The organism is Corynebacterium sp. KPL3927, from assembly GCF_040225835.1.
Lineage (GTDB): Bacteria > Actinomycetota > Actinomycetes > Mycobacteriales > Mycobacteriaceae > Corynebacterium.
On record NZ_JBEHGD010000008.1, the window covers coordinates 65,597 to 89,140 of the forward strand.

At 60.4% G+C, this 23,544-nt stretch carries 19 protein-coding genes and 1 pseudogene; 8 read left to right on the forward strand and 12 right to left on the reverse strand.

The genetic code is table 11. From position 1 onward, the window contains the following. Positions 1-28: 28 nt before the first annotated feature. Both ABRP86_RS05920 and ABRP86_RS05925 read right to left on the reverse strand, forming a co-directional pair. Entirely contained in the window at positions 29-3,082 is a 3,054-nt protein-coding gene (locus tag ABRP86_RS05920; protein ID WP_349863022.1) for an acyltransferase family protein, read from the reverse strand. Positions 3,083-3,220: 138 nt separating this feature from the next. Further along, the gene (locus ABRP86_RS05925) at positions 3,221-4,018 is read right to left on the reverse strand and encodes an HAD family hydrolase (RefSeq protein ID WP_349863024.1); all 798 of its coding nucleotides are present in this window, start codon (positions 4,016-4,018) and stop codon (positions 3,221-3,223) included. Between the two features lie 68 nt (positions 4,019-4,086). Here ABRP86_RS05925 and ABRP86_RS05930 point away from each other — a divergent pair, with 68 nt between their 5' ends. After that, the gene (locus tag ABRP86_RS05930) at positions 4,087-5,121 is read left to right on the forward strand and encodes a 3-hydroxyisobutyryl-CoA hydrolase (protein WP_349863026.1); all 1,035 of its coding nucleotides are present in this window, start codon (positions 4,087-4,089) and stop codon (positions 5,119-5,121) included. Here ABRP86_RS05930 and ABRP86_RS05935 read toward each other — a convergent pair. The 3 genes from ABRP86_RS05935 to ABRP86_RS05945 are packed head-to-tail and all read right to left on the reverse strand — an operon-like array spanning position 5,111 to position 9,288. Then, complete coding sequence (locus ABRP86_RS05935; protein ID WP_349863028.1) at positions 5,111-6,292, reverse strand: DUF6882 domain-containing protein; 1,182 nt, start codon at positions 6,290-6,292, stop codon at positions 5,111-5,113. The genes ABRP86_RS05930 and ABRP86_RS05935 overlap by 11 nt on opposite strands. Positions 6,293-6,317: 25 nt before the next feature. Continuing rightward, positions 6,318-6,917 carry a TetR/AcrR family transcriptional regulator gene (locus ABRP86_RS05940; RefSeq protein ID WP_349863030.1) on the reverse strand — a complete coding sequence of 200 codons (600 nt, stop codon included), beginning with the start codon at positions 6,915-6,917 and terminating at the stop codon, positions 6,318-6,320. Beyond that, positions 6,910-9,288 carry an MMPL family transporter gene (locus ABRP86_RS05945; protein WP_349863032.1) on the reverse strand — a complete coding sequence of 793 codons (2,379 nt, stop codon included), beginning with the start codon at positions 9,286-9,288 and terminating at the stop codon, positions 6,910-6,912. The genes ABRP86_RS05940 and ABRP86_RS05945 overlap by 8 nt, the downstream gene beginning before the upstream one ends. A 184-nt stretch (positions 9,289-9,472) precedes the next feature. On the opposite strand from ABRP86_RS05945, the gene ABRP86_RS05950 reads away from it, so the two are divergent. After that, the gene (locus tag ABRP86_RS05950; protein WP_349863033.1) at positions 9,473-10,126 is read left to right on the forward strand and encodes a hypothetical protein; all 654 of its coding nucleotides are present in this window, start codon (positions 9,473-9,475) and stop codon (positions 10,124-10,126) included. A 7-nt stretch (positions 10,127-10,133) separates the two neighbouring features. Here ABRP86_RS05950 and ABRP86_RS05955 read toward each other — a convergent pair whose 3' ends face one another. Continuing rightward, the gene (locus ABRP86_RS05955; protein ID WP_349863034.1) at positions 10,134-10,673 is read right to left on the reverse strand and encodes a gamma carbonic anhydrase family protein; all 540 of its coding nucleotides are present in this window, start codon (positions 10,671-10,673) and stop codon (positions 10,134-10,136) included. After that, on the reverse strand, positions 10,673-11,077 hold the full coding sequence (locus ABRP86_RS05960; protein ID WP_023026048.1) for a hypothetical protein: 405 nt from the start codon (positions 11,075-11,077) through the stop codon (positions 10,673-10,675). The genes ABRP86_RS05955 and ABRP86_RS05960 overlap by 1 nt, the downstream gene beginning before the upstream one ends. A gap of 75 nt (positions 11,078-11,152) precedes the next feature. Between ABRP86_RS05960 and ABRP86_RS05965 the strand changes: the two genes are divergently transcribed. Then, positions 11,153-12,022: a patatin-like phospholipase family protein gene (locus ABRP86_RS05965; RefSeq protein WP_349863036.1), complete on the forward strand. Its 870-nt coding sequence runs from the start codon at positions 11,153-11,155 to the stop codon at positions 12,020-12,022. Between the two features lie 153 nt (positions 12,023-12,175). After that, positions 12,176-13,741, forward strand: coding sequence for an aspartate-alanine antiporter-like transporter (locus tag ABRP86_RS05970; protein ID WP_349863038.1), 1,566 nt, complete (start codon positions 12,176-12,178; stop codon positions 13,739-13,741). 44 nt (positions 13,742-13,785) lie between these two features. Here ABRP86_RS05970 and ABRP86_RS05975 read toward each other — a convergent pair whose 3' ends face one another. After that, positions 13,786-15,420: a peptide chain release factor 3 gene (locus ABRP86_RS05975; protein ID WP_349863040.1), complete on the reverse strand. Its 1,635-nt coding sequence runs from the start codon at positions 15,418-15,420 to the stop codon at positions 13,786-13,788. 24 nt (positions 15,421-15,444) lie between these two features. Further along, a complete protein-coding gene (locus ABRP86_RS05980; protein WP_349863042.1) occupies positions 15,445-16,281 on the reverse strand; it encodes an SDR family NAD(P)-dependent oxidoreductase in 837 nt (278 codons plus the stop codon). 117 nt (positions 16,282-16,398) lie between these two features. On the opposite strand from ABRP86_RS05980, the gene ABRP86_RS05985 reads away from it, so the two are divergent. Beyond that, positions 16,399-17,751 (forward strand): TrkH family potassium uptake protein, encoded by a 1,353-nt coding sequence (locus ABRP86_RS05985; protein ID WP_349863043.1) that lies wholly within the window; start codon positions 16,399-16,401, stop codon positions 17,749-17,751. Next, the gene (locus ABRP86_RS05990; RefSeq protein ID WP_349863045.1) at positions 17,744-18,436 is read left to right on the forward strand and encodes a potassium channel family protein; all 693 of its coding nucleotides are present in this window, start codon (positions 17,744-17,746) and stop codon (positions 18,434-18,436) included. The genes ABRP86_RS05985 and ABRP86_RS05990 overlap by 8 nt, the downstream gene beginning before the upstream one ends. Here ABRP86_RS05990 and pth read toward each other — a convergent pair. Beyond that, on the reverse strand, positions 18,433-19,080 hold the full coding sequence (pth, locus tag ABRP86_RS05995) for an aminoacyl-tRNA hydrolase (protein ID WP_284628312.1): 648 nt from the start codon (positions 19,078-19,080) through the stop codon (positions 18,433-18,435). The genes ABRP86_RS05990 and pth overlap by 4 nt on opposite strands. A 35-nt stretch (positions 19,081-19,115) precedes the next feature. On the opposite strand from pth, the gene ABRP86_RS06000 reads away from it, so the two are divergent. Together ABRP86_RS06000 and ABRP86_RS06005 are read left to right on the forward strand one after the other, a co-directional pair. Then, positions 19,116-20,111: a nitronate monooxygenase gene (locus ABRP86_RS06000; RefSeq protein WP_349863048.1), complete on the forward strand. Its 996-nt coding sequence runs from the start codon at positions 19,116-19,118 to the stop codon at positions 20,109-20,111. Positions 20,112-20,174: 63 nt separating this feature from the next. Then, complete coding sequence (locus ABRP86_RS06005; protein ID WP_005279979.1) at positions 20,175-21,629, forward strand: glyceraldehyde-3-phosphate dehydrogenase; 1,455 nt, start codon at positions 20,175-20,177, stop codon at positions 21,627-21,629. A 46-nt stretch (positions 21,630-21,675) separates the two neighbouring features. Here ABRP86_RS06005 and ABRP86_RS06010 read toward each other — a convergent pair whose 3' ends face one another. Then, a complete protein-coding gene (locus tag ABRP86_RS06010) occupies positions 21,676-23,172 on the reverse strand; it encodes an ABC-2 family transporter permease (protein ID WP_349863050.1) in 1,497 nt (498 codons plus the stop codon). Then, a pseudogene (locus ABRP86_RS06015) lies at positions 23,165-23,467 on the reverse strand (AAA family ATPase); the annotation flags it as partial. The pseudogene ABRP86_RS06015 and the gene ABRP86_RS06010, both read right to left, overlap by 8 nt. Between the last annotated feature and the right edge of the window lie 77 nt (positions 23,468-23,544).

The window sequence follows — 23,544 nt, forward strand, 5'->3', positions numbered from 1 at the left end:
CGCTAACTGCCTACCGCCGCGCTCTCCGTTAAGCCTGGCATTGTGAGGACACGCTCTTGTCGTATTTGGAATATTGCTTCAGAGCGTCATAGAAGGCGTCGGAATAGCCGGTGGCGCCTTCGGGAAGCGGGTGGACGCCATCGGAGTAGAGCATGTCCGGATTATTTTCGGCGTAGCCACACCAGTCAGCGATATAGGCATTGTCGTATTCCTTGGCGGCGTCGATGACGTCCTGCTGGGACTGCGCCATCCACTCGCGGTCACCGTAGGGAACCACCATTACCACGGTATGGTCTTTGCCGATGATGTCCATGGCCTGGCTGATTTGATTTGGCTGGGCGGCGCCGTTGGTACCGAATCCCAAGAATACGGTATCGCGCAACGTACCGGCATCCTTCATTTGCTGAAGGATTTGGATACCCACCGTGTAGTGGCGGGATTCCTGGGCGTCGATATAAATGCCAGGGAACCGTTGGCTGAGGGCATCACTAGCCGCCAGCATCACCGAATCACCGATCGCGGTAATGTCCGTTCCCTTCGGGATGGGGCGGGTCTTGGCGTCGTCCTTTTCCTTCGCCCCGTCTTTATCGTCTTCAGTCGATGCTGTCGATGGCGCGGATGCCTCCGGTGGAGGTGGGTTATTGCTTTCGTTTTGCTGCTGGAGCTGGTCGAGCTGCTGCTCCAATTCGGTCTTGTCGCTGGAATTGACCACGCCGTAGACAACACCAACCAGAGAGGCGACAACCAAGAATGGGACCACTGGCCACATGGCCTTGCCAAAACCATCCTTGAGTTCGCTGAAGCTCGGGCGCGAGGCCCAGTAGTTCTTCCACGTCTTCTTGTATCCGCCGCGGCGAAAAGGATTCTCGATGAACTGATAAGAGATCTCCGAGAGGATCAGGGAGATGGGGATGGCGATCAAGCCTAGAATCCAGGAGTCCTCAGAGTTCTGATTGCCGTGGAATAGCGCCTGCAAAATCATGATGACCGGCCAGTGCCAGAGGTACAGCGAGAAGGAACGCTGACCGAACCATCGCATGACTTTGGTTCTAAATAGCGGCGTCATCGGGCCGTACTCGTGAATGACACCCCACACCATGAGGGCACCAAGGATGCTGGTGAGGAAGAGTCCGCCGCGGTAGGTAAATTCGGCATCGTCAGGCATGAGGAATAGTTGCGCAACGTAGCCGATAAGTGCCAAGAAGCCAATGATGCCGGCGGCGCGGGTTTCTACCCTGCCGGTGGTGGCCCAGGAATCCGCGTTGGGATCGGACTTCGTAGAGGTCATCAACAAGGAGAGGACTGCACCGGTCAACAGGCCGAAAGCGTGGGTATCCGTGCCGTAGTACACGCGGGTGGGATCTTCGCCTGGGGTGAAGATAAACCACATGGTCGCGAAGGAGGCAAGCCCCAGCACGCTGGCGACCACGACTGGAAGGCGGCGCGGCTGGCGCGATGAGATGCGGAAAATACCCAGCATGAGCAGCGGCCAAATGAGGTAGAACTGCTCTTCTACGGCGAGTGACCAGTAGTGGGCGAATACCTGGATCTCGTTATCAGCAAAATAGGATTGCGAGGTGGCAATCTGTGTCCAGTTATTGACAAAGAACAGAGTGCCGAAGAATTGCTGACGCAGGCCGACGGCCAAATCTCCGCCAATCCACGCAACGATTGCCGTACAGAAAACGAGCACGGCGACGGCGGCCGGCAGGATGCGCCTAAAGCGTCGGACCCAAAAGTCCTTCAGGCTAATCGTCCCGGATGTGCGGTATTCGCGCACGAGGAGCGATGTAATAAGGAAGCCGGAGAGGACGAAGAACATGTCCACGCCCAAGTAGCCGCCGGGTAGGGCGTCACCGAAAAAGTGGTATAAGACCACAGCGACAACGGCTAGGCCGCGCAGGCCATCGAGGCCCTTGACTTGGCGTAGCCGCGCGTGCCGCTTCTTGCGCACGTTTTTATCCTCTGGCGGTATTGCTAGTACTTCAGAGTCGTTTTGTTGATTCTGCAAGGCATATTTCGATTTATTGGCGCCCTGCTTGCCCTGCGAAGATGACTTCTCTGCAGAGTGATCGGTTGCAGGCTGTTGTTCTCGCGCGTTCTCTTCGGCAGGAATGCGCTGAGGCTGAGCGGCCCTCGTGGGTGCGGTCTTTTCTCCACCCGGGTTCCTAGTCTTTTGTTCTTGCGCAGAGGCAGGCTCCTGGACAGAGGCGGGCCCTTGGGCAGCGGCAGATTCTTGTGCGGTTTGGCGCTGCTCTGGTCGCTGCCGACTAGATGCGCGCTGTTCAGGCTTGTGCTGCTTGGGCTTTGCTTGCTCTGGCTTGTGTTGTTTGGGCTTTTGGGCGGGCCAAGACTGCTGGGTAGGAAATTCAGGGGTTCCTTGCGTGGCGCTCGCCGAATCATCGGCGGGCTTCGTAGGGCCAGAAGGCTTAGCCGTGCCCGAAGGACGAGCAGCGTCGGAGGACCGAGTAGTGCCGGAAGATTGGGATGCGCGAGCGGAGTTTTTAGGGCGGGAAGTATTAGGACTGCTGGACGTACCGGCGGGGCTCGCTGGGAATTCCTTCGTCTCGGTCGCGGGTTGCTGCGGTTTTTTAGATCCTTTGGCCGTGGCTGGCTTTATCGGTTGGCGCTTTTTCGCTTCGGTCTTTTTCTGCGCGGCACCGTTCTGCTTGTTTTGGGTAGTGCCCTTAGTCGGAGCGGATTTGGCAGCCTTCGCATTTTGAGCGCGGGTAGCCTGCTTTTGTTGCGGCGTGGGCGTACCTATCTGGCGCGACTGGCGCGCGAGACCACGGTCGATGTCCGTAGGCTTTGTTTGTGCAGCTTTCTTACTGTCCTGTTTGCCTTTGGACTGTGGTGTTGACTTGCTGTTTTGCCCACTCGAGCTGGGAGCCTGTTGTTGCTTCCGCGCGCCTTTATCAGTGTGGCTTTCCGCATTCGGTTCGGCGGGTGCGGTGGATTTAGGCGTGGAAGCCTCAGTGGAGGAATCACCTGTCGGCCCATCTTTTTGCCGCGTCGAAGGCGGCGTGGCCTCATTACGCTCGGAATCTTTCTTCCCCAGCAGCGAGCGCAGAAAACGATTCACATGAACTCCCATTGCACTACGAAAATGTACTAATCGGCCAATTTTAGACCGCGAGCAGCGCCATTACCCTAAGTAGAGAGCACGGCGTGGCGCGGGAAATTGGCAATATTTTACGGATAGATGGTGAAAGAGAAGAGTCTAATCCTGTTCGCTGGCAAAAAGCTGATTCAGCACTGTCAGCACCCCATACTCGGTATTGGGTGGGGCGATTGTATCTGCAATGGCCTTGAGCTTAGGGTGCGCATTGTCCATGGCAATGGCGGTTCCAGCGGCTTGGAGGAGTTCGAAATCGTTGAGGAAGTCCCCAAACGCCGCGGTGCGGGACTGGGGGACCTCGAGCAAGGACGCCATAGTTTCTAGCGCCACCCCCTTATTGACCCCGGCCGCCATCACATCGAGCCACACTGCCCCAGATACCGCAATATTGTGTTCGGGCACGGCCTCGCGCAGCGGATCGTGAAGGTGTTTTTCGCTGCCATCGGCGCAGAAGGCCGCGATTTTGATAATTTCCTCATCGAGCAGATCGTGTAAGTCATCTACCCAGCTGATGGATTTATAGTACTTGGAGATCTCGGCGGAAGCTTGCTTGTCGATGCCCCTTTCCACAAACGCCGTAGCCGGTGTGCACAGCACCACGGTGTGCGGTTGAGCGACCGCGTCGAGCGCAGTTACCGCGGCGTGGACGTCCGGTGATGGGAGGGGAGTGGTGCTCAGCAGCTCATCATTGTGCACAACCACGGAGCCATTTTCCGCAATAAAGGTCTCCCCATGAGGAAACATCTCTTGCAGGGTGGCGAGCTGGCGCCCCGATGCCGGAACGAGGGTGACGCCAAGCTCGGTTGCGCGCTGGCTGGTCTCCGCGAATCCTGGCGGCAAGTCGCCGTTTCCATCGAGCAGGGTGCCATCCATGTCTAGGGCGATAAGCTGTGGGAGCAAAATTAAGACCAATCTGTGAAGTCGCAAATTGTAGCTAGGTATATGAGTTGTGTGTCACAATAGAGGATATGACTAATGATGCACCTATCGTGTCCTCAATCCGCAACCATACCGGAGTCATTGAGCTCAACCGCCCAAAGGCTCTCAACTCGCTGAGCCCAGAGATGATCGATCTCATCGCCGCCGCTTTGGAGAAGTGGCGGGGTGATGACGAGGTGGAGCAGGTTCTTCTGACTTCTACTAACCCCAAGGCCTATTGCGCGGGCGGCGATGTCCGCTTGGCTCGCGATGGCATCGTCGACGGCAACTACGACGAGGTGGATGACTTCTTTGCCTCGGAATACACCCTCAATGGGGATATCGCGGAGTACCCCAAGCCGGTCATCGCGCTGGTTGATGGCATCGCTATGGGCGGTGGGCTTGGCGTGTCTGCGCACGGCTCGCACTGCGTGGTCACGGACAAGACCTTTGCCTCCATGCCGGAGATGAATATCGGCTACGTCACGGATGTGGGCATGGCCTATGCCTCCCAAAATGCCGTGGGCACGCGCGGCAAGGCTTCGCCAGAACTCGCGAAGTTCTGGGGCATTACCGGCTACCGCATGTACGCCGCAGACCTCGTATGGAGCGGGCTGGCCACGGACTACGTCAAAGACGGCGATGCCTTTGCCAACGACGTCATTGACAAAGGTATTGATGCCGCGCTGGAACAGCACTCCGTGCAGCCGGAAGACGAGGCCCCGCTTGCGGAGCTCATCGGGGGAATCGAGGCTAGCTTCCGCCACGATTCCTGGCAGGACATCACCGCGGCCGCAGAGGAATACCCGGAACTAAAGGAGCTGGTGGAGAAGCTCACCGCGCAGGCCTGCCCAACCTCCATCGTGGCCGCGCTGGAGCTCTACCGGGCAGAGGCGCAGTGCTCGAGCATTCGCGATGCCCTCGAGCTGGAAAAGAAACTCGGCGCTTATATGTATCGCCGCGATGACTTTTCCGATGGCGTGCGCGCGGTATTGGTGGATAAATCCAATGACGCGGCATTTAACCCCGCAAGCGTCGCGGAGGTGGATGTAGACGCTATCCGTGACGTATTAGTTAAAGGCTAATCCCGCGGAAAGAGGCGTAGGCCGATCGGGCCTGCGCCTCATTGATCTCTCGGGGTGGGGTAGCCGCCAGCGTGGCCTCCGTGGCCGCGGAGGTAGGTTGCGGTAAATGCAGGGCTTCGGAATCGAGGAGGACGAGGCCGACGCGGCCATCGGCAAGCGTGGTGCCCACCAGCGTCCACATGCCCAGGATGGGCAGGGCTAGCTGCGGTACCTGCCGGGCGCGCGCGTAGTCCAAGGGCAGCGCGGGCCTGATCAAGGCTGGGACTTGGTGATCGATGCCGAAGCGGTACAGGTTCGCGGCGGCCTGCGCGGCCGCGGTGTCCTTGACCGCGGGATCGGCCCACGCCCACAGGAATTGTTCCTCCGAAATGGTGGCGATGAGTACCGCCATGGCCTCGGATTTCCCGCCGGAATAGCGGATTTCCGCCGTAGCCTCGTCCGCATTGAGGTGCACCGTGGACTCGGGGAAATTGCCCTGGAAGTACATCTGGTGCTCCATACCGTAATAAAAGGCATCCTCGATGATGCGGGTATCCTTCATGCCCGGCTCGATGGCCGTGATCTGCGGCGCGCCTAGTGCGCTAGAAAAATGCAGCGTCGTTCCATCGGAGAAATGCTCGGCGGTCTCCGTAGCAGCATCCGCGGCAGATTCCGCGAGCGTAATGCCCAAGTGGTGGGCGAGTTCGTGCACCGCGCGCTGCTCATCAATGTCTGGGGCGCTGCGGCGAATGCCTGCTGCAATGCTGGTGGGAAAGTCGAGGCGAGGGTGAAAATCCACGGCGATGATCGCCTCGTGATCGCCTTGTTGTGCCCGCAGTACCGGGGCATTGCCGGCCAGGAGGCGGGCGAGGGGAATAAACTTCGCCGGGTCATCCCCACCCTGCGGCAGGTCGGCCTCCGCCTGCAATGCCCACCGCCAAGCGGGCGAGCCGGCGCGATCAATAACGGCGATGCGCGTGCCCCGGAAGTCTGTGACGCCGGAGGACGAGCTACAGCGGATCTCCACGGGCTGATTGTGGCTAAGGTGCCCCTCGGCATCCGTTGAGGGGGTAAGGAAATTAAATTCCACGTCGGTGGTATCGCCCAGGCGGGCCCGGAAGGCGGCATCAAGGCCTGCCTGAATGAAGCAGGCATCGCGGGTGGCCTGGGCAAGCGAATTCGAAGTATCCATAATTACCTACGAGGATACTGAAACCTCATACAAGGCCGCGCAGGGTGGCAAAGGCGTGGTGAACCAGCTCATCGCGTTCCTGTTTGCTGGGGGCCTTGCCCATTTCGCAGCGCCTTTTCAGTTCTTGCTGGCAGGCATTGCCGGTGCTGCCACACGCATTCAAGATGATGGTGAGCTCGAAGGCCGAATATTCGGGGTAGCGCTCTTGAAAGGCGACGATGACACGGTGCGTGACGCTATCGAATTTCTTCTTTTCCTCGGCGGTGTGGCTGAGATTTTCCATCGCCTCGCCGATTTTGAACAGGCTGTGCAGCGAGCGCAGCTCCATGTCTTCATTGTTGAGGGCATCAATGAGCGTGTATTCCAAGACCGTAGAGATGGGCTCGCCGGGAAATGCGGTGGGGATATCCTCTGCGAATGCCTCGAGGACATCCGCGGTGTAGTGCAAGAGGGAATCGGCCACGGAAGAAAAATAGTTGTGGAACGTGCGCGGGGAGACCCCGACGGCGCTGGTGATATTTGAGACCGTGACTGCCTCAGCGCCGCCGTCCAAGGCGAGGCGGGCCGCGGCATCAGACATGGCCTGGCGCGTTGCTCGCTTCTTGGATTCGCGCAAACTAGTCACGATGAACCTTTCTTACCTTGTCGTGCTGAAAGCGCATGAGTGTCTCGCGCTCCTTGTGCAGGGCCTCGCCTTCGATATCCATATTAGGCACGATCTTATTCAACCACTTGGGGAACCACCACGCCTTGTCTCCTAAGAGGAACATGGTGGCGGGGATGACCATCATGCGGATGATGAAGGCATCGATAAGCACGCCCATCGCTAGGGCAAAGCCCATGGTCTTAATGAATGGCTCATCCATCAGGATGAATGCCGCGAAGACCGAAATCATGATGAGCGCTGCGGCCGTGACCACGCGCGCGCCGTGCTTGAAGCCATTCGAGGTCGCGTTGGCGGCGGTCTTGCCGCTGACGTAACCCTCGCGCATGCGGGTGACCAAGAAGACTTGGTAGTCCATGGCCAGGCCAAAGGTCAGGCCGATGAGCATGATGGGCAGGAAGGATAGCAGCGGCTGCGGGTCGTTGACGAGGCCGAACATGCCCTCTTGCCAGATGCCAACGGTGATGCCGAAGGTAGCGGCCACGGACAGTCCGTAGCCCGCGGCGGCAATGAGCGGCACCCAAATGGAGCGGAAGACCAGCATCAAGACGATGAAGGCAAGGCCCAAGACAATGGCAACATAGGGTACGAGCACGCTACTCAGGCGCTCAGAAATATCGTCGAAAATCGGGGTGATGCCGGTAATGTCGTAGGAGCCGCCGTCTTTAGAAAATTCGCCCTGGTACTCGCGCAGGCGCTCCAAGGTCTCGGTGGTTTTCTCATCGGTTGCGCCGGTGGTCGGCGTGATCATGATCTGGGCGGCATCGCCGTTGTCCGTGGTTTGGATGATTTGGGCGTTTTCCACGCCTTCGGTGTCGTTGAACTTGTGGAGCAGATCCTGGAAGGCCGGCATGCGGTCTTGTTCGGAGACGTCTTCCACATTGACAAAGGCGATCATCGGGGCATTGCGGCCTGGGCCAAAGGCCTCCTCGGACATTTCGTAGGCCTCACGCTGTGGGGTGCCGGGTTTAGCGGAGCCATCGGTAGGCATGGCCAGGCGCATACTTGCAAATGGGATGGCCAGGATGGCAAGCACGATGACGCCTACGCCTAGGTGTAGCCACGGGTGAGCGCGCACGCGGCGGACCCAGCGCAGCCCCATGGTTGGCTTCTCGTCTTCGGGGTCTGGAACCTTTGGGCCGGGCACGCGTCCGGCGAAGATCTTGGTGCCCAGCAGGCCCAGCACGGCGGGAATAAAGGTATTGGCCACTAGCACGGCGATGACCACGGTGCCCGCAGCGGCGATAGCCATGGTGGATAGGAACGGGATGCCGATAATGGTCAGGGCTGCTAGGGCGATGACCACGGTGGTACCGGCAAAGACGACGGAGCCGCCGGCGGTGCCCAGCGCCATGCCCATGGCGTGGGCGCGGGTTCCCTTATCCATCTTCTTCAGCTCCTTGGCCAGTTCCTTTGGCGTCAGGTTATTCAGGCCCGAGGAGGTGATGAGCTCATTGCGGAAGCGGTTGACAATGAACAGGGCGTAGTCGATGCCCACGGCGAGGCCGATCATGGAGGCCAGCGTCGGGGTCATATCGGAGACGGTATCGGTAAAAATGGTGGCCAGCTGCACGCCGAGGATGCCGATGCCCACGCCGATGACGGCGGAAATCAGCGGCATGCCAGCAGCTACGAAGGAGCCGAAGGTCACCAGCAATACGAGGGCGGCAACGACCATGCCGATGAGCTCGGCACTGCCGTTCATGCCGGCCTCGGCCATTGAAAAGGCATTGCCCTGGTACTTAACGGAGAGGCCGTCGCCGTCATGCTCGTGCAGGACATCCGTTACCGCAGCCATTTCGTCATCGTTGATGTCCATGACATCCGCGGCATCGAAGGCGATGGTGACGGTGCCGGTGGTCTTATCTTCGCTCAGCGGGGAAAGCTGCTGCAGGTTCTTCGCAACCTGCTCTTCGGGCATGCCCTGGGCCCGCATCTGCTCGCCCATCTGCTTTTCCATGCCGGCGGCGGCGAGGACTGGGCTGACCAGCTCTTCTTGGTTCTTCAGCGCACCGGTGTCCTTGAGGTCCTGGAGCAGCTTATCGATGTCCCCTGCAACGGCATCATCGCTTAGCTCCTTGCCCGCAGGGGCCTGGATGACCACGGTGCCTTCTGGGGCGCTCATGGCATCGGTATCTTGCTCGAAGTGCTCCATCATCTCTTCTTGAGTGGTGGTGGAGTCCATCTCCGGCATGGCGAAGTTGGGGTTCGGGGTTTTGGCAAAGCCGGCGGTGAGGCCGACCATCGCCACCAAGACGATGAGCCAGAAGGCGAGGAAGGGCCATACCGTGCGGTAGGACCAGCTTCCCAGCCGGTAGAGGAATCTGGACATGGGGTGAGCTCCTTAATGAGTGAGAGAGTGGGCGCTGCTTCTAAATTCGTGCATAGTCTATGCAATCTTGCGGAAATGGTGCAAAGTAAGGTGCAGGTGGGCATAGTGTCGTAATAATGTGACCTATAACCCAGGCCTGCCCAGAGCGCACAGGGTGGCGCGAAGGATAGGTAGACTATCGCGCATGATTCACGCGGTAAGTTTCGCCCTCTTGGATTCGGTCAATGCTTTGCTCATTGGCATCCTCGTGGCCATCGGCATCATGCTCCCGCGCGGGAAGTACCGCTGGATTGCCGGCCTAGTCATCCTGGGAGATTGGTTGGGAGTTCTTACCGCCGCGGCCGTGGTCATGTTCGTGCTTTTGGGCGTGCGCGAACAGATAGCGGCCATCTTGGAGTCACCAATTGCCGGCGGCATCCTCATCATCGTCGGTATCGCCCTGGCCTTCGCCGCCTGGCATTCCCAGGGAAAACCCAATGCCTTGATCGGGCGCATGCTGCAACCGCTGCGCAGGCCTTCCATCACCACCGTGCTTATCGGGTTTGTGATGGGTGTGGTGCAATCGCTGACCTCCGTGCCGTTTTATTTCGGCCTCATGTTCTTGGCCACCGAGGATTTGTCGCTCGCCGGCCAATACGGCGGCCTCTTGTGGTACGCCACCCTGGCGCTTTCCCTGCCGGTGGTGTGCGGCCTCTTCATCGCCGTGGTGCGCGCCCACCCAGACTCAGCTGCTGGTCGTGTCTTTGCAGCGGCGCGCGAAAACAGCACGCGGGTTGCGCTCATCAGCGGCTATGTCGTTGCCGCCTTCCTCATCATTATGGGTGTCGTGAACCTATAGGGATGCGCTAGTCAAAGTAGACATCATCAAGCGCGAGCTCAGAGCCAGACTGCTGCTGTGCAAGTTCCACGTAGCGCGCGGCGTGCGGGATAAACGCCGCGGACTGCTCGGCGGAAAGCTCGCGGCGCACGGTGGCCGGGACGCCGGCGGCCAAGGAACGCGCCGGGATATCCGCACCCTCGCGCACCAGTGCGCCGGCTGCGATGAGCGAACCGGGCCCGATGGTGGAGCGAGATAGCAGGGTAGCGGACATGCCCACCAGGCTGCCAGCGCCCACATGGGTGCCGTGGAGCATGGCCATGTGGCCTACCGTGACATCGTCTTCAAGGATGCACGGCGCCTCCCGCTCCACGTGGATAACGCTATTGTCCTGAACATTGCACCGGCTGCCAATGCGGATTGGGCCGACATCCCCGCGCAGCACGCAGCCATAAAAGACGGAAGAATCCGAGCCGATTTCCACATCACCAATGATGGTGGCATTCGGTGCGATCCAAGCGCTGCGGTGGATGCGCGGTCGCTTGCCCTGGAAAGGATAAATAGGCATTATTCCACCACCACCGCGAGGCTGGGGGAAAGCTCGTACTCGCCGGAGATGGGGGCATCGGCAAGCGGAGCACCTGCAATCTCTGCCTGAGAAAGCGCGCTCGCCAGCGACGGCGTGATGGGGATGATCCAGCCGTGTTTGGGGTCTTTGACCGGCAGCGCATCCTTCGTTAAGGCGGGAAAATGCGCCGTGGTGGTGGGGGAGATAAGGGTTGCGGACTCGCGCGAGCCGGCGAGTTCGGCAAGGGCCCGCGCGCCCTGCTGACCGGTGATAATGATGATCAGCTGGTCGGCGGTCCTAATATCCAACCGGTCCACCTGCATGGTCGTCGCCGCGGAATCGGGCCGCGCCAAGTGCGGCGCCCCGTTCCCGGTGAGCTTGGCAAGAGCGTCCAATAGTCCCATAACCCTTTAGTTTAGCCGCGTAGCTAGGAAGCGGGGTTGACCGCCGTAACATCGCCGCGCGTATTATGGGAGACCATGATTGATGCCAGCAATACCGCCCTTGTTATCGAAGGCGGCGGAATGCGCAATTCCTATACCGCCGCCTGCATAGTCAAACTCATCCAAGAAAACGTCACCTTTGGATGGGTAGGCGGGGTATCTGCCGGCGCCTCCCACACAGTCAATTACCTCTCGCACGATGCCAAGCGCGCGGAGGAATCCTTCACGGATTTTGTCAATAACCCCAGCTTCGGTGGCGTGGGCTCGCTGGTGCGCGGCAATGGCTATTTCAATGCGGAATATATTTATGAGCGTTCCGCGGATAAGGATATGCCTTTTGACTGGGAAGCGTACCGCAAGCACCCCGCAGATATGGTGCTCGCCGCCGCGCGGGCCGATACCGGCGAATCCGTGTATTGGACCCGCGATGATGTGAAGGAACCAGAAGATCTGTATGTGCGGGTGCGCGCCTCCTCTACGCTGCCGCTGCTTATGCCCATTCGCATCATCGATGGCTCGCCCTATGTGGATGGCGCCTTGGGCTCGTCCGGCGGCATTACCATCGAGCAGGCGGAAGAGGCTGGCTACGAAAAATTCCTTTTCATCGGCTCCAAGCCGCGCGGGTATGTCCGCCCCGAGGTGGCGCGCCCGACGATCACCCGCCGCATCTTCCGCAAGTACCCCGCTATTGCCGATGCCCTCATTGGCCGCCCACCCATCTATAACGCGGCCAAGGACCGGCTCCTCGAGCTAGAGCGCCAAGGAAAGGCGCAGCTGTTTTTCCCAGAAGACATGCAGGTGACCTCCACCGAGCGCAACGTGGATAAGCTGCGCGCGAATTACCAGGCAGGCAAGGCACAAACCCATGCCGAGTGGCCAAAGTGGAAAGAATTCCTGCTGGACTAGCTCACCTCTACTCGGTGGTGTGAGATCGCCCTCCTGATTCTTGACAGCATTAGGAGGAATAAACGCGTGCGCTGCACTAATGGCGGTAATCGGTGCAAAGCGCCAAGCCTTCTCAGCTAGCTAAATCGCGCCAAGCTCCTAAGATTGCACAGCGTGTTAGCGATTTTTGATGGACATATTTGGCTGAGCATTTTCTTCATGATCGTGCTCGGCACGCTATTTGGCATGATTCCCTTTGGCCCGCTGCGCTTCGGTGCGGCGGGTACGCTTTTTGTTGGCTTAGCCTTCGGATCCTTTATTGATCTGGATGACAATATCCTCAGCTCCTTGCAGGAGCTGGGCTTGGGCCTCTTTATCTATATGCAAGGGCTCTCTGCCGGCGAGGCTTTCTTCAAGGGCTTTTCCACCCAGCTAAAGCATATGCTGCTCGCCACGGTGGCGGTAATCGCCGCGGCGGCCGCGGCATTGGGCATCGGCAGCCTCATGGGGCTATCGCCGCTGGCGGTGACCGGCGTATTTTCCGGTGCGACGACGTCCACGGCGTCCCTAGCCGTGGCCCAGCAGCAATCCGGCGAGGAGCTGCCCGCCGTGGGTTATTCCTTGGCCTATCCAGTCGGCGTGGCCGTGGCCATCCTCCTCGTGGCATTCGTCCTGCGGCATAGCTGGCCAGCGCAGAAGGACCAAGACCACTCGGAGGAAAAGATTTTCCGCTCGCGGACGATTAAGGTTACCCACGATATTTCCTATGCCGAGCTGCGCGAGAAATTCGCAGATCATTTCGTCATCGCCACCATCCGCCGCGGCCGCGATATCGACGTGCCGGGCGATAACCCGGAGTTGCACTGCGGCGATGTCCTGCGCGTTTTGGTGACCAAGGCAAAGGCCAAGGAGCTTACCGATGCCCTGGGAAAGCGCCAGCCCCAAACCCCGTTTGTGGATAAGCGCCTAGTCAATGAGACCGTGGCCATTTCCAACGAGGACATCGAGGGCCGCAAGGTCAAGGAGCTCAACCTCTTTTCGCGCTACGGCGCGCGTATCGTGCGGGTGCGCCGCGGCGATGAGGAATTCCTTGCCACCAATGAAACCCACCTTGAATCCGGCGATGACCTTGAGATCGTGGTCAAACACGACCGCTTGGGCGATGTCCGCGATTACTTCGGCGATTCCGTGACCGCATACTCGCAGCTTAACTGGGTAGCACTCGGCGGTGGGCTGACCATCGGCTACCTCATTTCCCTCATCGTCGTCCCGCTGCCCGGTGGCGCGTCCTTCGAGCTCGGGTTCGCGCTGGGCCCACTCATCACCGGCCTAGTCCTCGGCGCCCTGCACCGCACCAGCCGCATTCCGTGGCAGATTCCCTCCCCGATCAATACGGCATTCCAGCAGTGGGGCCTTGCCATCTTCTTAGCCTCGGTGGGCCTGTCCTCCGGCGAGGCCTTTGTCTCCACCGCTTTTTCCTGGATGGGCCTGAAATCCATGGTGCTGGCCGCGATCATCGCCGTTATCATCATCGGGATTTTCGCGGTGGCCAGCCGCTTTATGGGGCAATCCGAAACCCGCACCTCAGGCGGCATTTCCGGCCTCTTTGGCCAGCCCGCGGTGGTCAATTACGCCACGGGAGCCAGCTCGGATTCGCGCATCCTCACCGGCTATACCTCCACCATTGTGGTGGCGCAGTTCATGAAGATCGTGGTCATCCCGGTCATGCTGCTCTTTTAGGCTCTCCTGGCAAGTGTTTCGGACTTGAAAATGGCGGACGGGTATTAATCTGCGACCAACGTCTCCGTAGTCAGCTCTGGGTGTTCCTTTTCAATGAAGGCGAGCTTCCACTTATCGCCGAAGAGAGCGATGAGCTCGCCGTCCTGGCGGGTGAAGATCTCCACGCCGCGCTGGCGGCCGAGTTCCGGTGCGGATTCGGCATCGGTGCGCCGCGCCACGGAGTAGGGGATGGGCTCGGTGACGGTTTCGACGTTGTACTCGAATTCCATGCGGGCCTGCATGACCTCGAACTGCATGGGGCCGACCGCGGCCATGACCGGAGAGGCATCACCGCGCGCATCGTTGCGCAGGACCTGCACCACGCCTTCGGCCGAGAGCTGCTCCAAGCCCTTGCGGAAGGCCTTGTACTTGCCCAGCGATTTCGCGCGTAGGATGCGGAAGGCCTCCGGGGCGAATTGGGGCATGGGCTTAAACTGCACCTTTTTGCCGGAATAGATGGTGTCACCGGGTGCTAGCGCGCCTGCGTTGACGAGGCCCACGATATCGCCCGGGTAAGCGGTATCTACGGTATCGCGGGTGCGGCCAAAAACCGTCAGCGCATACTTGGTTGAGAAACTGCGCCCGGATTGGGCGTGGTTGACCTGCATGCCGCGCTCGAATTCGCCTGAGACCACGCGCATAAACGCCAGGTTATCGCGGTGCTTTTGGTCCATGCCCGCCTGCACCTTGAAGACGACGCCGGAAAAGTCATCGGCGACCTCGCGCACCTCATCGATGGCGCTGGTGGCCGCTTCCACGGCCTTGGGATCGGATTCGCGGGAATGCGGGGCCGGGGCGATGGCGCACAAGGTATCCAAAATTTGGTGGACACCGAAGTTCAACATCGCTGAGGCGAAGATGAGAGGGGAGGTCACGCACTGCTCAAAGAGCTCTTGATCGTGCAGGGCACCATCGGCGGCAAGCAGCTCGGCTTCCTCTACCGCGGTTTCCCACACATCTTCTTCCTTTTCTTCTGCGGCCACCGGATCGTAGTGTTCCTCCGGTGCGATGGTGGAACCACCGGCGGTGCGGATGAAGTGGATGTAATTATCGGCCTCGCCGTCCTCATTGATGTGGGCTAGGCCGCGGAAATCGCCCGCGATGCCCACCGGCCAATACAGCGGGGTGGGCTGCAGCTGGATTTCGTTCACGATCTCATCAACGAGTTCGAGCGGCTCGCGGCCCACGCGGTCCCACTTGTTGATCACCGTGACGATGGGCAGGCCACGCGCCTTACAGACGCGGAAGAGCTTGAGGGTTTGTGGCTCGAGGCCCTTGGCGGCATCGATAAGCATCACTGCGGCATCCACGGCGGTGAGCACGCGGTAGGTATCCTCAGAAAAGTCCGCGTGACCTGGGGTATCGACCAGGTTGATCATATAAGGCTCGCCCTCGTGTCCCTCCGGGGCGTATTCAAACTGCAGCGCGGACGAAGCCACGGAGATACCGCGGTTTTTCTCCATATCCATCCAGTCAGACACGGTGGACTTGCGGTTGCCCTTGCCGTGGACCGCGCCGGCCTCATTAATCACGTGCGCATGCAGCGCCAGCGCCTCCGTCAGCGTGGACTTACCGGCATCCGGGTGGGCGATAACTGCGAACGTGCGGCGGCGCGAGGCCTCAAAAGCGACAGAACTCATGCGCCATAGTCTAGTGGTTTCCCTCTACCACTCCACATTGAGGCGACGGCCCAGATCCTCAAAGACGCGGTGGGCCACGGAGGTGTTCTTCGCAATCGGGCGCTGCAGGCCCAGCGAACGCCTATTATTGTAATATTCCCCGGACTGGAAATGGATGCCCTCGGTGCCGGTGAGGAAGTAAGCCAAGTTCTCGCCGCCGGCCTCTGCGGTGCCAAAGGCTTTGCCGATGACCCCGGAGTACACCTTGCCCGTAAGCCCCTTGGAGGACTTGCCAAACTCGGTGGCTAAAACGCCCGGGTGAAAGGACACCGCATTGATGCCGTGGGCATCGATAAAGCGGGCGAGCAAGATATCCGCCAGCTTGGCATTGCCGTATGCGCGCTCTGGGCTGAAATGCTCCAGCGTATTGGGATCTGCCGGATCGAAATTCGAGATCAGCATATTAGCTAATGACGCTGTGTTGACCACGGTGGCGTTACTATCGCGCAGCTTTTCTTGCAGCAGGGACGTCAGCAGGAACGGCGCGACGACGTTGACTTGCCACGTGCGCTCGAAACCATCGGCGGTCATGGTGGGCCCATCGAAAATGCCTCCGGCATTATTGCCCAGGGCATCGATGTGCTCCAGTTGTTGCAGGTCATCGGCCAGCTGGCGGACCTGAACAAGCGATTCGAAATCGGCGAGGAAATACTGCCCACCTACTTTCTGAGCAACGGCCTTGGTCTTGTCCGGGTTGCGGCCGATGATGACGAGCTTATCCTGCGGGCGGGTGCGGTGAATCTGCCGGGCGGCCGCGGCACCAATGCCTGACGATGCCCCGGTAATCACGATGGTCCTAGCTGCGGAGTACGGCGAAGTCATAGGCCCGATTTTAGCCGCGGACGTGATATCCGTCCGCGACATTCGTTCGTGATATTTGTCCACTGGGTACCGCCTAGCAGTTCCGCTTGGGGCTGGACAGGTCTATACTTTCGGCTTGTGAAGCGCCTGCTTTTTCTGCGGCAGTGGGGGCCAGCGCGGCTAACCGCCACCGGTTTTCTACTGCTCATCCTGATAGGAACGGTTCTGCTCTTACTGCCGTTCGCCGAGGCCGGAGATTCCCGCGCCTCGTTTTTATCTGCCCTTTTTACCGCGACCTCCGCAGTCTCGCTGACCGGCCTGGTCGTGGTCGATACCGGCAGCTTCTGGAGCCCGGCCGGGCAGGTCGTCATTTTGGCCCTGATCCAACTGGGCGGTTTGGGGATTATGTCGCTGGCCTCGCTATCTGGCTGGCTTTTAACCGGCCGGATTAGCTTTAAGGCGCGCAAGACCGGTGCCTATGAAAGCCGGCCCATCCTTGCCGGTGGCATCCGCCGCACCCTGATTTTTACCTTTGCCTTTACCGCGCTGGTAGAAAGCATTATCGCGGCGGCGGTCACCGCGCGCCTGATGGTGGGCTACGGGCATTCCTTCCCGCGGGCGTTATGGGAGGGCATCTTCCACGCCATTTCGGCGTTCAACAATGCCGGGTTTAGCACCAATAGTGATAACCTCGTGCCGTTTGTGGGCGATGCCTGGATCCTCCTGCCGCTGGCCGGAGCGGTCATCGGCGGCGGGCTGGGTTTCCCGGTCTGGGCGGAATTGATGCGTCACATGCGGCGCGGGTCGGAGGCGATGCGTCGCATCTCTATTACCGCGCGGATGACGCTGGCGGCCACCGGCGTGCTCATTGTGGCCGGCACGATATTTTTTGCCTTGACGGAGTGGAGTGGCGTACTGGCACCGATGACGTGGGGCGACAAGCTCCTCAACGCGTTCTTTGCCAGCGTGTCCCCGCGCACGGCCGGTTTTAATACCTTCGACTACGGTGAGGCTCACCCGGTAACGCTCATGGGTACCGATATCTTGATGTTTATCGGTGGCGGCTCGGCCGGTACCGCCGGCGGCATCAAGGTCACCACGGCGTGCGTGCTATTAGCCGCCATGGCCGCGGAGTTCTTGGGCAAGGAAAAGACTTCCATCTACCACCGCAGCCTTCCCCACAGTGTGACCCGGCAGGCGCTAGCATTGAGCTTTGCCGGGGTGCTGGTGGTGACCCTCGGCGTGGCGGCGCTGCGCTTTTTCGACCCGCAATTCAGCGGCGATCAGGTCTCCTTTGAGGTCATGTCCGCCTTTGCCACCGTGGGCCTATCCACCGGGATTACCGCCAGCTTGTCTGCACCCTCACAAATCGTGTTGTGCTTCATCATGTACTTGGGCCGCGTTGGCCCAACCACCCTGGTAGCAGCGTTGGCGGCCAAGAACCTCAGCCGCCGCTATAGCTACCCCGAAGAAAGGCCCTTCATTGGCTAGCATTTTTAAGGCGTTGGGCCACTCCCGCGCCACCCTGGACATTGCCCCGGTCGTCGTCATTGGCTTGGGGCGGTTTGGTTGCTCCCTGGCTGGCGAGCTCATGGGCCATGGGGTAGAGGTCCTCGGCATCGATTCCGACGAGAAGATTGTGCGTGAACGAGCGCCCCATTTAACCGAGGCCATTTCGGCGGATACCACCGATCCGGCGGCGCTGCGCCAGTTGGGCATCGACGAGGTGGAGCGGGTCATCGTGGGCATCGGCTCGCACCTAGAGGCATCCATCCTCACCGTATCCAATTTGGTGGAGCTGGGGGTCAAAGATATTTGGGCCAAGGCCAATTCGGAGGCCCACGAGCGCATCCTGCGACAGATCGGCGCCCACCACGTCATCCGCCCCGAGCGCGATACCGGCCGCCGCGTGGCCTACCTTTTGGGCGGGCGCTTCCGCGATTTTGCAGAGATCGCCCCGTACTATGGCGTGACGCAGATGGCCGCGCCCTCCTCGGTTACGGGTCGCCCGCTCGATTTGGGCGAGGTTTGGCGCACCCACCACGTGCAGTTGGTGTCGGTCTGCCAGGCGGAGGGTGCTTGGGCCCCGCTTGCCGATGCCACCCAGCTCGCCCCCACCGACTTCATCGTTGCCGCCGGCAGCCCGCAGGCGCTGGAGAAATTCTCCCAGTCCTAGCGCGAGTGAATGCGGTTTTGGGCTTGTACGAGCCCTTGCGTGGCGATGAGCTGGGCGGCTTCGGCGGCGGTGGCGATGGCGGTATCGAAGCCGGGGCCGGCATCGACAGGTGCTAAGACGTAATCCGGAATCGATGAGCCCTTGGGCGGGCGCGCGATGCCAATGCGCACGCGCAGGTAGTCCCGCGTGCCCAGGTTGTGCGTGAGCGATTTCAGCCCGTTGTGCCCATTTTCATTGCCGCCCTGCTTCAGACGAATTTTATTGGCCGGCAGGTCGAGCTCATCGTGGATGACGATGATGTGGTCTGCCGCAATGCCCAAAGCCTGCGCCAGCGGGGCAATCGGATCGCCGGAGAGGTTCATAAACGTTGTCGTGCGCACCGCCAGCGCGCGGGTATCGCCCCAGCGCAGCGGGGCTGCCTCGAGGTCCATTCCGCGCACCGGCTCAAGCACGTCGCCGCCTTGGGCCAGTACATCGTCGACGGCCATGTATCCCACGTTATGGCGAGTGGCTGCGTACTTCGCGCCGGGATTGCCCAGGCCAATGATGAGCCAGTCTGCCTCTAACTCGGCCGGGTCCAGCCCCTGCTGCGCTGGCGAGGGACCGCCGAAAAACCGGGCAATAAAATCTTTCAAAGCTGCCACGAATGCGCCTTTCTAGCTCGGTACAGTAGTGTCCTATGAGCCAGGTTATTCAATCTTTGCGCCGAACCGTAATGCCAGCGCCCATGGCGGGCGGGCCTACCACCGTGCATCTGGTGCGCGCCGCGCATGCGGCCGGCTCCTTTGGCACCCTGGGGCTTGGGTCTGCCAGCGTGGATTCTGCCCGCAGCCAGATCGATGCCTGCGCCGGCATCCCCTTTGGGGTGAACCTGTTTTGCCCGCAGGATCCGTTAACTCCTGAGCAGTTGGCCGCCGCCGCGGATCTGGCCACGGCCGAAGGTACCCCGCTGCCGGATCCCGATTATTCCTTCGGCTTCCACGACAAGCTCGAGCTGGCGCTTCAGGGCGGCGCCCGCGTCGTGTGGTCCATGTTCGGTACCTTTGATTCTGAGCAGCTTGCCCGCATCCACGCCGCGGGTGCCGAGGCCTGGACCACCGTCACCACACCCGATGAGGCCCGCGCTGCCGCCAAACTGGGAGTGGACGCGCTGTGCGTACAAGGGCCCGCTGCCGGCGGGCACCGCGGCACGTGGGACCGCACCGCGCTTCCCGATGATCGGCCACTGCCAGAGCTCATCGCCGCCGTTCACGAAGCCGTCCACGCCGTCGCACCGAACATCCCGCTGATTGCCGCGGGCGGGCTGCGCACGGCAGGAGAGGTAACCCAGGTATTAAGCCTGCCCGGCGTGGCCGCCGCATCGTGCGGCTCTGCCTTTTTGCTGAGTAAAGAAGCCGGAACCAGTGACTACAACCGCAAGCTTCTCCAGCGCGGCGGGGCCACCGTAGCCACCCGCGCCTTTTCCGGGCGGCATGCGCGCGGTTTAGAGACCGACTACACCCGCGCCCACCCCGATATACCCCCGATATATCCCATGCTTAATTCCGTGCTCAAGGAACGCCGAGCGCAGCACGATGGCGCCGTAGCCTACTGTCTCGTAGGTGAGCCGGCGGCCAAAATCCGCGGGGGTAGTGTCGCAGACATTCTGGACTCCCTATGCCAAAACAAACACTGATACACGCTAAAATTTGGGGCGAAGATTGCTAGCCACCCCCGAAATAGAAATGGATGGAGCCTCGTGACTGCGAACGCACATATTGGACATGATGACTGGAACGAGCGCCTCGAATTGGCGCAACAGATGATTCCCCTCATCCACCAACTGCACCGCAACAACAACGTCGTCGCCACCATCTTCGGCCGCCCGCTGGTGGGGCAGACCGATATCGACATCATCAAGTCCCACCGCTACGGACGCCGCATTGCCCAGCGCCAGCTCTCCACGGCAGAAACCCTGCCCATCCTGTCCGAGTTAGCGGATATGAACCTGAGCTCCGCGTCCATCGACGTCGGACGCCTCCTCTTGGGCTTTGAAGAGTCGGGCGAAGATGACCTGCGCCGCTACCTCGAAGATGAACTCACGGAAATAGTCGGTGCCGGCGAGGACATCGACCCCACCGATGTCGTGCTCTACGGCTTTGGCCGCATCGGCCGCCTCCTTGCCCGCATCCTTGTTGCCCGCGAGGCAGCTTACGGCGGCGTGCGCCTGCGCGCGATTGTGGTGCGCAATAAGGGCGAAGGGGACATCATCAAGCGCGCCAGCCTCCTGCGCCGCGACTCTGTCCACGGTGCCTTCAACGGCACCATCAGCGTGGACGAGGAAGAACAGGTTATCTGGGCCAATGGCACCAAGATCCAGATGATCTACGCCAACGACCCAGCCACGATCGATTACACCGAATACGGCATCAACAACGCCGTGCTGGTAGATAACACCGGTGTTTGGCGCGATAAGGAAGGCCTGTCCCAGCACCTGGAGGCCAAAGGCGTGGCCCGCGTGCTGCTGACCGCGCCGGGCAAGGGCGATATTAAAAACATCGTCTTTGGCATCAACGATTCCGCCATTACCGATGACGATAAGATCCTCTCCGCCGCATCGTGCACCACCAATGGCATTACCCCAGTGCTCAAGGTCATCAATGACCGCTACGGCGTGGCCCACGGTCACGTGGAAACAGCGCACTCGTTTACCAATGACCAAAACCTCATTGATAACTACCACAAGGGCGAGCGCCGCGGCCGCGCCGCCGGCCTGAACATGGTGCTTGCTGCCACCGGTGCCGCTAAGGCCGTGGCCAAGGCCCTGCCGGAGTTCGAAGGCAAGCTGACCGGTAACGCCATCCGCGTTCCTACCCCGGATGTGTCCATGGCGGTGCTTAACTTGGAGCTGGAGCAAGAAGTCGACCGCGATGAGGTCAATGACTTCCTGCGCAACGTTTCCCTGCACTCGGATCTGCGCCAGCAGATTTCCTACATCGCCTCCCCAGAGGTCGTCTCTAGCGACTTCGTGGGCAATACCAATGCCGGCATCGTCGATGGCATCGCCACCATCGCCTCCGGCAAGCACTTGGTGCTCTACGTCTGGTACGACAACGAGTTTGGTTACTCCAACCAGGTCATCCGCGTGGTGGAGGGGCTTTCTAATGCCCGCCCGGTGGTCCTGCCCAAGCGCGTATCTCCCTCTGAGCTTTAAGCTCGCATAGTTTAAGGCCCGCGGAGTCCCCGCGGGCCTTAGTTATTTAATCGGTAGGGCGAAGTGCTCGTGTGCGCAGCAACCGCCTGGCGGCCCACGAAGTAATGGCGGCGAAAAGCAGGGTCATTATCGCAGCACAGGCGTAGCGGCCAGGAGAATCCGCATTCATCGGCCAGGCGGGGAAGGCAACGAGCCAGAGGACGGTCTTCGCGAGGACATCGCCGCCTACCGTCACGGAGACAATGGTGCCGACGATTGTCAGAGCAAGTGAGCTCCAGATACCAAAGCGGATGACGACGATGAGCGATATCACCGTGAGGACGTACCCCACGCCGACCGCTAGGGGCAGTTGCGCTAGTACGGTTAGGGCAGCACCACCGGCGAAGATAACCGCGACTGAAGCACACGTGCACACCACTGCGATGATGCCCAGTAACCACAGGAGAAGTGCAGTAGAACAGTGGCGAGATTCTGTATAAACAATCGGCCACGCGCCCGAGAACCCCGGCCAGACCAGCACAGGAAGTACACCGGCCCCCACGGGGAGAAGCAGAAATACGAAGAATCCCTGTACATAACGTGGTGGGTAGTAAAGGGCAATAAAGATCAGCGCTAAGGCGCTTAATACCAAGCACGTAATGACCGCTGGCGTCATGATGGCCCGGTGAAAGCCACACAGCGCATCGGCACGGCGCGAGCGGGCAGCGGCACGAGAGACAGTGGCAGGCTGCCATCCCTGAGCCGGAGTGGCGGCAGCACTGACCGTGGGCGCCGTCACGCGCCGGGGTCGGGAAAGCGGCCGTAATCGGCGAGGCTTCATGGTTGCGGTCAAAGAGCCTGCTACAGCGAGGATGAGGCACAACGCCAGTGCAGGAAGCGGGCTTTCCTGCAGGAGTGGATCGCCAGGCTCGAGCGGAACCGAATTCTGGTGGATGCGCAGCGCAGGCAATAGTAACCGCAGCGGCCAGGCGGGCGGAAAGGCCCACCATAAAGGCCCCTCGACAACGCGAGGAAGCACGCTAATGACCTGCCAGATAACCGCGAGGATAAGCGTAACGGCAAGGCCCAGCCTGCGGGCGCATGCGGTCGCAAGCCCCGCGATGCCGATGGCTCCGAGGAAAGAATAAGCCCCAGCGTTGATGAGCAGCTGGTGGTCTGCACGCCCTTGCGCTGCAACCGCCGCCCAGGACAGACCGAAATTAAGTAGGTGAAAAACTGCGAGGCTTGCCACGACGATGAGGAACCGGGAGGCGTGCTCGTAGCGAGGATGAAGCCGGCGCCATAGGGTGCCGCCGCCGCGGCTGAGCACCTCGCGGCGCTCTGGAACGCCAGCAAAAAGCGCAGTGAGCGGCGCGTACATGCCGGTGATAAACATGGACTGCCAGCCAAGAACCCCGGTAGCGTCCTCAGCGGAGGACGCGAAGGCAGAAAATAACACCGTCATTAACACCAGAGGCAGGGCGAGCAATGGTAACCACTGCAGGGCGCTGCCGCGGCTGCGCAGTAGTTCTGCTGAGAGATACCGTCGATACTGGTTACTCATCGGTCTCACCACCTGCAGAAGTCAGGCGGAAGAATTCGGCTTCCAATTCACCGCTGGGGGCCAGTTCCTGCAGGGAGCCGGAGTACCGGATGGTGCCTTGGGACAAAATAGTGATGTCGTGGGCTAGGTGAAGGACTTCACCGAGTTGATGGGAGCTGACCACGACGGTATGCCCAGCGGCGGCGAGCTGCTGGAGGAGCTTTCGCAGCTCCGCGATGCCCTGTGGATCGAGTCCATTTTGCGGTTCATCGAGCAATAAGATTTCTGGATCACCAAGCAAGGCCTGGGCTAAGGCCGGTCAAGTCCCGTGTAGTGGTGTAGCCGTTTGTGCTTTCGGCTCGGTATGAAGTTCGGGGTTTGGTTAGGCGGTTA